General features: G+C 61.0%; 5 protein-coding genes. All 5 read left to right on the top strand.

Annotated features, from left to right (window positions below; genetic code table 11):
- Positions 1-212 precede the first annotated feature (212 nt).
- The 5 genes from FJ398_25375 (at position 213) to FJ398_25355 (ending at position 5,670) form a co-directional block, all read left to right on the top strand.
- A complete protein-coding gene (locus FJ398_25375; GenBank protein ID MBM3841224.1) occupies positions 213-866 on the top strand; it encodes a Uma2 family endonuclease in 654 nt (217 codons plus the stop codon).
- Positions 867-889: 23 nt separating this feature from the next.
- Positions 890-2,719 (top strand): DUF1553 domain-containing protein, encoded by a 1,830-nt coding sequence (locus FJ398_25370; protein ID MBM3841223.1) that lies wholly within the window; start codon positions 890-892, stop codon positions 2,717-2,719.
- Positions 2,544-3,524 (top strand): DUF1501 domain-containing protein, encoded by a 981-nt coding sequence (locus FJ398_25365; GenBank protein ID MBM3841222.1) that lies wholly within the window; start codon positions 2,544-2,546, stop codon positions 3,522-3,524. Before FJ398_25370 ends, FJ398_25365 begins: the two co-directional genes overlap by 176 nt.
- Before the next feature lie 44 nt (positions 3,525-3,568).
- Positions 3,569-4,630 (top strand): WD40 repeat domain-containing protein, encoded by a 1,062-nt coding sequence (locus FJ398_25360; protein ID MBM3841221.1) that lies wholly within the window; start codon positions 3,569-3,571, stop codon positions 4,628-4,630.
- A gap of 86 nt (positions 4,631-4,716) precedes the next feature.
- Complete coding sequence (locus FJ398_25355) at positions 4,717-5,670, top strand: substrate-binding domain-containing protein (GenBank protein ID MBM3841220.1); 954 nt, start codon at positions 4,717-4,719, stop codon at positions 5,668-5,670.
- Positions 5,671-5,833: the final 163 nt, after the last annotated feature.

Here is a 5,833-nt window from a genome sequence, read left to right as displayed (position 1 = left end):
CCATGTTCCTCGCCTAAATCTTCAAAACCATCCTTGCGATGCGGCCAGTTCGGGGCGTGCCAACGTCGCGGTTCAATAGATTTCGTATTGAATCGCGTCTATCGAAAATGCCACGCCCACCGGCTCAAGACTCGTTTTCAAAATCCTTAGGCGAGGATTTGGGTCCCCTCAGCTCGGTTGACGGTGCCGGGCCAAGAGTCTAGTGTCGTGGCATGACGGAACTGGTCGAAGCGCTCGTCAAATCTCCGCGCCTGCCGGGCTATGTGGAGGAGCTGCAGCAGTTGCTCGCCAAAGAAAACGCCCAACGAGAACGCTTTTACGAGGAGTTGACGGAAGACATCAAAGCGGAATTTATCAACGGGGAGGTTATTGTGCAGTCACCCGCCAAATACGAACACACCAACGCGGTTAAGTTGCTTCTTACTTTGTTGCACGCTCATGTTGAGCGCCACCAACTCGGCTTTGTCGCGGCGGAGAAAGTTCTCGTTTGCCTGCCGCGAAACGATTACGAACCCGACATTTGCTTCTTCGGCAAACTCAAGGCAGCTCAGCTTCAGCGTGGTCAAATGAGATTTCCCGCGCCGGATTTCATCGCGGAAGTGCTCTCCGAATCCACGGAAGCCAGAGATCGCGGCCTCAAATTCGAGGATTATGCCGCCAAAGGCGTCGGTGAATACTGGCTGGTTGATCCGGCAAAGGAGCAGGTGGAACGGTTTCTTCTCGAACGAGGCCGCTTTGAAGCCAGGGGCCAGTACGCCAATGGCATGGTTCGGAGCGAGATCGTCAGCGGGTGTGAAATCCCCGTGCGCGCGATCTTCGATGCCCGGCTTAACCTCACGGCACTGACGAGCATCGTTTCTTCGTAGGCCAGCTTCAAGCCCTCTTCTGTGTGCTGCACACCTGGAAAACCGCCACCGCGCTGCTGTTTGGAACAGGAATCCTCGCAACGACGGCTGCGCCATTGCCGGCGGATGAACTCTGGCGGACCCGCGTCGAACCGTTGCTGGAGCGGCATTGCTTCAAATGCCACGGCGGCGTTCAGCAAAAGGCCGATCTCGACCTCCGTTCGATCGAGACCATTCTTCGCGGCGGCGAGAACGGCCCGGCGCTCATTCCGGGCCAGCCCGAACAAAGCCACCTTTACCAATTCGTCCTGCCCGGCGCCGATCCACACATGCCGCTCGACGAGAAGAAACAGTTGAGCCGCGAAGACCTCGCGCTCCTCAAAACCTGGATTCAAACCCTCCCGCCGATGGAGCGGCTGCTCGGCGGCGGCCCGGCTACAAACGCGGCTTGGGCGGGCCAATACATCGCCAGGCTCAAGGAATCCCAAAGGCCCGCCTGGACGCCGCCGGCGCGGTTGACCCCAAGCGAGATTATCGACCAGTTTGTCGCCCGCGGCTGGAAAGAGCGGAACGTCAAACCCGGTTCGCTCTGTGAAGACCAAACTTTCGTCCGCCGAATTTATCTGGATCTGGCCGGGCGCATCCCCACACCTGCCGAAGCGGATGCGTTTCTCGCGGATCGACGCCGAGACCGGCGCGTTCGGCTCGTGGCCACGCTGCTGGCGGGAGACGATTTCCCGCGCCACCTGCGCGACATTTTCGATGTCGTGCTGATGGAACGGCGCCTGGAGCCGCTGGAGAATCAACGCCGCGACCGGCAGACACCGCGCCGCGACGATCGCTGGTTTCACTACCTGGAAGACGCGTTTCGCGCGAATCGTCCGTGGAACGAGATTGTCCGCGACCTGATTCTGGCGCGCCCCGCCGAAGAGACGGACCGTGGCGCAGTGTGGTTTCTCTACGAGCGCAACAACAATTATCAAGCGATGGCGGAAGCCGTCGCGCCCGTCGCCTTCGGCGTCCAATTCAAGTGCGCCCAGTGCCACAACGATCCGCTGGCGTGGGAAATCGAGCAGCGCCATTACTGGGGACTCGTCGCGGCGTTCAATCGCAGCAAAAACGTGGACGTGGCGGAGGGAATCGGCGTGGCGGAATCGGCCATCGGCGGTTTCATCAATTTTCAAAACTTGAAGAAGGAATCTCAACCGGCCCGGCTGGCGTTTCTGAATGGCGCCTCTGTCGAAGAGAAGAGACCCGCAGAGGGCGAGAAAGAGACGGACGCGCCGGATTTCTATCTCGTGCCGCCGCCCAAAGAGAAGGAGAAGCCGGCGCGGCCGAGCGTGCCGAAGTTTTCACGCCGCGCAGCGCTGGCCGACGCGTTGACACGGGAGAATCCCCTGCTGGCGCGGGCGTTCGTGAATCGGATTTGGGCGCTGCTCATGGGCCGGGGCCTGGTTCATCCGGTGGATCAAATGACGGCGCGGAATCGAGCGAGCCATCCGGACTTGCTGGATTGGCTGGCGCAAGATTTCGAGCGCAGCGGATATGACATCAAGGGACTTCTTCGGAACATCGTCTTGACTCGCACGTATCAGCTCGATTCGCGTCCGCGCGGAAAAAGCGCGCCGCCCCCAGAAGCCTTCGCTCGCGGACTGGAGAAGCCGCTCTCCGCCGAACAACTCTACCATCATTCGCTCGATGAAAACCAAGCCGAACGAGCATTTCCAGGCCATCGACTTGCTCAACCGCGGCGCCGAACCTCGCGAGCCGTTCGTGCGGCCGACGCTCGGTTCCGTCCTCGCGCAACAGCTCGGTCACCTGGACAATCCGATCCCGAACTTCGTTCTGCTCGATCCGTGCCCGGAGGGAAATGAATTCAAGAAATTCAAGGCGGGCAACTGGGCGGGCTGGCTCGGCGCCCCATACGCGCCTGTTCGCGCCGGCGGTGAATTCAAGATCCCCGACGTTCAGCGCGTGGCCGACCTCACGACGGAAGACTTTGAAGAGCGCGAAGCGTTGCGCCGCTTTCTCACGAAGAAGTTCGAGAACGAACGGAAAAGCGCCGCCGCAGCTTCCCAAAACGCCGCGTTCGCCCGCGTCCAAGGATTGATGACCTGCGCGGACTTGTTCGATCTGGAGAAGCTGCCCGCGAAGGACAAGGAACGCTATGGACCGGGCACGTTCGGGTTGCACACCCTTCTTGCGCGGCATCTGGTCGAAAACGGCGCCCCGTTCGTGATGGTGGCAAACGGCATGACCTGGGATTGCCATGTCTTCCAGCACGAGATTTACCAGATGCTCGTGCCAGAACTGGATCAGGTCATCTACCATTTGATCACCGATCTCGAACAGCGCGGTCTGCTCGAACGCACGCTGGTGGTGATGATGGGGGAATTCGGCCGCACGCCTTGGCTCAATGCCAGCCGGGGCCGCGATCATTATCCGGACGCGTGGAGCCTGGCGCTCGCGGGCCACGGCATCAAACGCGGCGTCGTGGTTGGCGCCACGGATGACGACGGGGTCGAGGTCACGGAGAAACCGTTCAACGAAAAAAATCTTTTCGCGACGATTTTCACCGCGCTCGGCATCGATCCGCATGCCGAGTACGACATCCCGAACCTGGCGACGTTTTATCGGGTGGAAGAGCGCGCCAAGCCCATTGAGGAGGTGCTGGCATGAACTCAGGGGACGACAAACCCAAATCCGAAGGCGAGGCCACGCTGTTGAAGGCCGAGCCAGTCAAAGAGCACAAGTTGCCGACTGCGGTCCTCGCGCTCGACGCGGCGAGCGATGGGCGCCAGCTCTTTGCGGCGTGCTTCGACGGAGGGGTTTACCAGGTGGACGTCGACACGGGGAACTTTGAACGCCTCCTGAAGCACGACAGTTACGCTTCCGGTGTGTGGCATTTGCCCACGAGCCAGCTCTTGATTTCGGCGGGATACGATGGGGTGTTGCATTGGTTCGATCTCGCGAGCCGCAAGCCGGTCCGCCAAGTCCGGGCTCACCGGTTTTGGTCCTGGCAAATGGCGGTGTCACCCGATGAAAGACTCGTGGCCTCGGTCACGGGGCAGTACCTCGCCGGCGGATACAAGTACGAGCCGGGACCCGAACAAGAGCCGTCCGTTCGCGTGTTCGATGTTCAGACCGGTGAATTGCGGCGCAGCGTTTCGCTCGGACCGTCGGTGTTGTCGCTGGCGTTCAGTCCGGACAGCCGATGCGTCGCGGCAGCCAACATGATGGGCGATGTCCGGGTCTGGGATTTGACCCGCGGCGAGCTGGCGGCGGCGTGGGCGACGCCGGATTTCACCAGTTGGGGAATCATCAAAAGCCATCATTACTGTGGCGGGATTTTCGCCATGGCCTTCACCCCGGACGGCCACGAACTGTTCGTTTGCGGCATGGGGCCCATGCGCGACCCGATGGCCGGCAACGGCAAACAAACCTGGCAGCGATTCGCCTGGCGCGAAAATCCGCCGCGCAAGACGGGGGAGATTGAGGACGGCGATCGAGGCAACGGTTTGATGGAAACGATCGAGTTTCACCCGTCCCAAAAGTGCTTTTTCATGGCGGGGCGGCTGGCTCAAGGGAAATGGAACGCGGCTTTATTCGATTCCAGTTCCGGCAAACTGCTCCACGGACTCGACACGAAAATGCGCGTCACCAGCGCCGCGTTCAGCGCGGACGGCGCGCGCCTGTTCCTGGCCGGCGCGGTCGGGCAACAGAAGAAGAAGGACGGCAAGCTCCCGGAATTCGGACGGATCAAGGCCTTCCACTGCGCGGCCTGACTTCGGTTTGGAGACGCCAGCTCATGAACACCTCTCTTTCCACTGCCACGCGGCTGTGCTGGTCTGCCCTCGGTTTGGTATTTGCGATGGGCTGCGGCCAGCAGGGTGAAAGTCCATCGACGGGCCCGGACGCCGACGCCAGCCGGGTCCGGCTTTCGCTCAAGACCAAAGGCACGATCGGCTTGTCGGTGTTGACGCTCACCAATCCCTTCTTCAAAGAGATCGCCGACAGCATGACGGCCGAGGCGCGTCAGGCCGGTTACGACGTGCTCGTGGTCAGCGGCGAGTTCGACGTCGCGAGACAGCAGAATCAGGTCAAGGATTTCATCGTCAAAAAGGTCGCGGCCATTGTCCTGACCCCGTGCGATTCCAAGTCGATCGGGCCGGCAATCCAGGAAGCGAATGCCGCGGGCATCCCGGTTTTCACGGCGGATATCGCGTGCCTGGCGCCCGGGGCCAAAGTCGTCTCGCACATCGCCACGGACAATTACAGCGGCGGCAAGGAGGCCGCCGGGGCGATCATTGAAGCGCTCGGAGAATCCGGCGGCAAAATCGCGATCCTCGACCACAAGATCGTTGAATCGTGCATCCTGCGCGTTCAAGGGTTCAAAGAAGTGATCGGCCAGCACAATGCTGGAGGCGCCCGCGGCAAGATCCAAATTGTCGCCGAACTGCCGAGCGGCGGCGTGAAAGATCAAGGCTACAAAGCCGCCGAAGATCTGCTCCAGGCGCATCCCGACGTCGCCGGCATATTCGCCATCAACGATCCGAGCGCGCTGGGCGCCCGGGCCGCTTTGGAGAAAGCGGGCAAGGCCGATCAAACCAAGCTCGTCGGGTTCGATGGTCAGCCGGAAGGCAAACAAGCGATCAAGGAAGGAAAAATCTACGCCGATCCCATCCAGTTCCCGGACAAGATTGGCGTCGAGACGGTGCGAGCGATCTTGAAGCATTTCGCGGGGGAACCCGTGCCGGCGCAGTTGTTGATCCCCACCGGGCTCTATCGCAAAGCCGATGCGGAAAAAGATCCGGCGTTGAAGTGAGAAAGCGCCTCGCCGTGATGACTTGCACAGACCCTAAGTGGTCCGTTTCGTAAATACGCTCACGTTCGTTGCGCCCAATTTGGCCTGGGGCAAGGCGCGACGAGCGAGCATCCCCCGCCAGTGGGGCTGTGACCGAGGAGCAACGCAGCCCCAGGCAAAATTC

Source organism: Verrucomicrobiota bacterium (assembly GCA_016871535.1).
Taxonomy (GTDB): domain Bacteria; phylum Verrucomicrobiota; class Verrucomicrobiia; order Limisphaerales; family SIBE01; genus VHCZ01.
The sequence above is the reverse complement of the archived record's forward strand: the minus strand, read 5'-3'. Positions and strand labels throughout refer to the sequence as shown.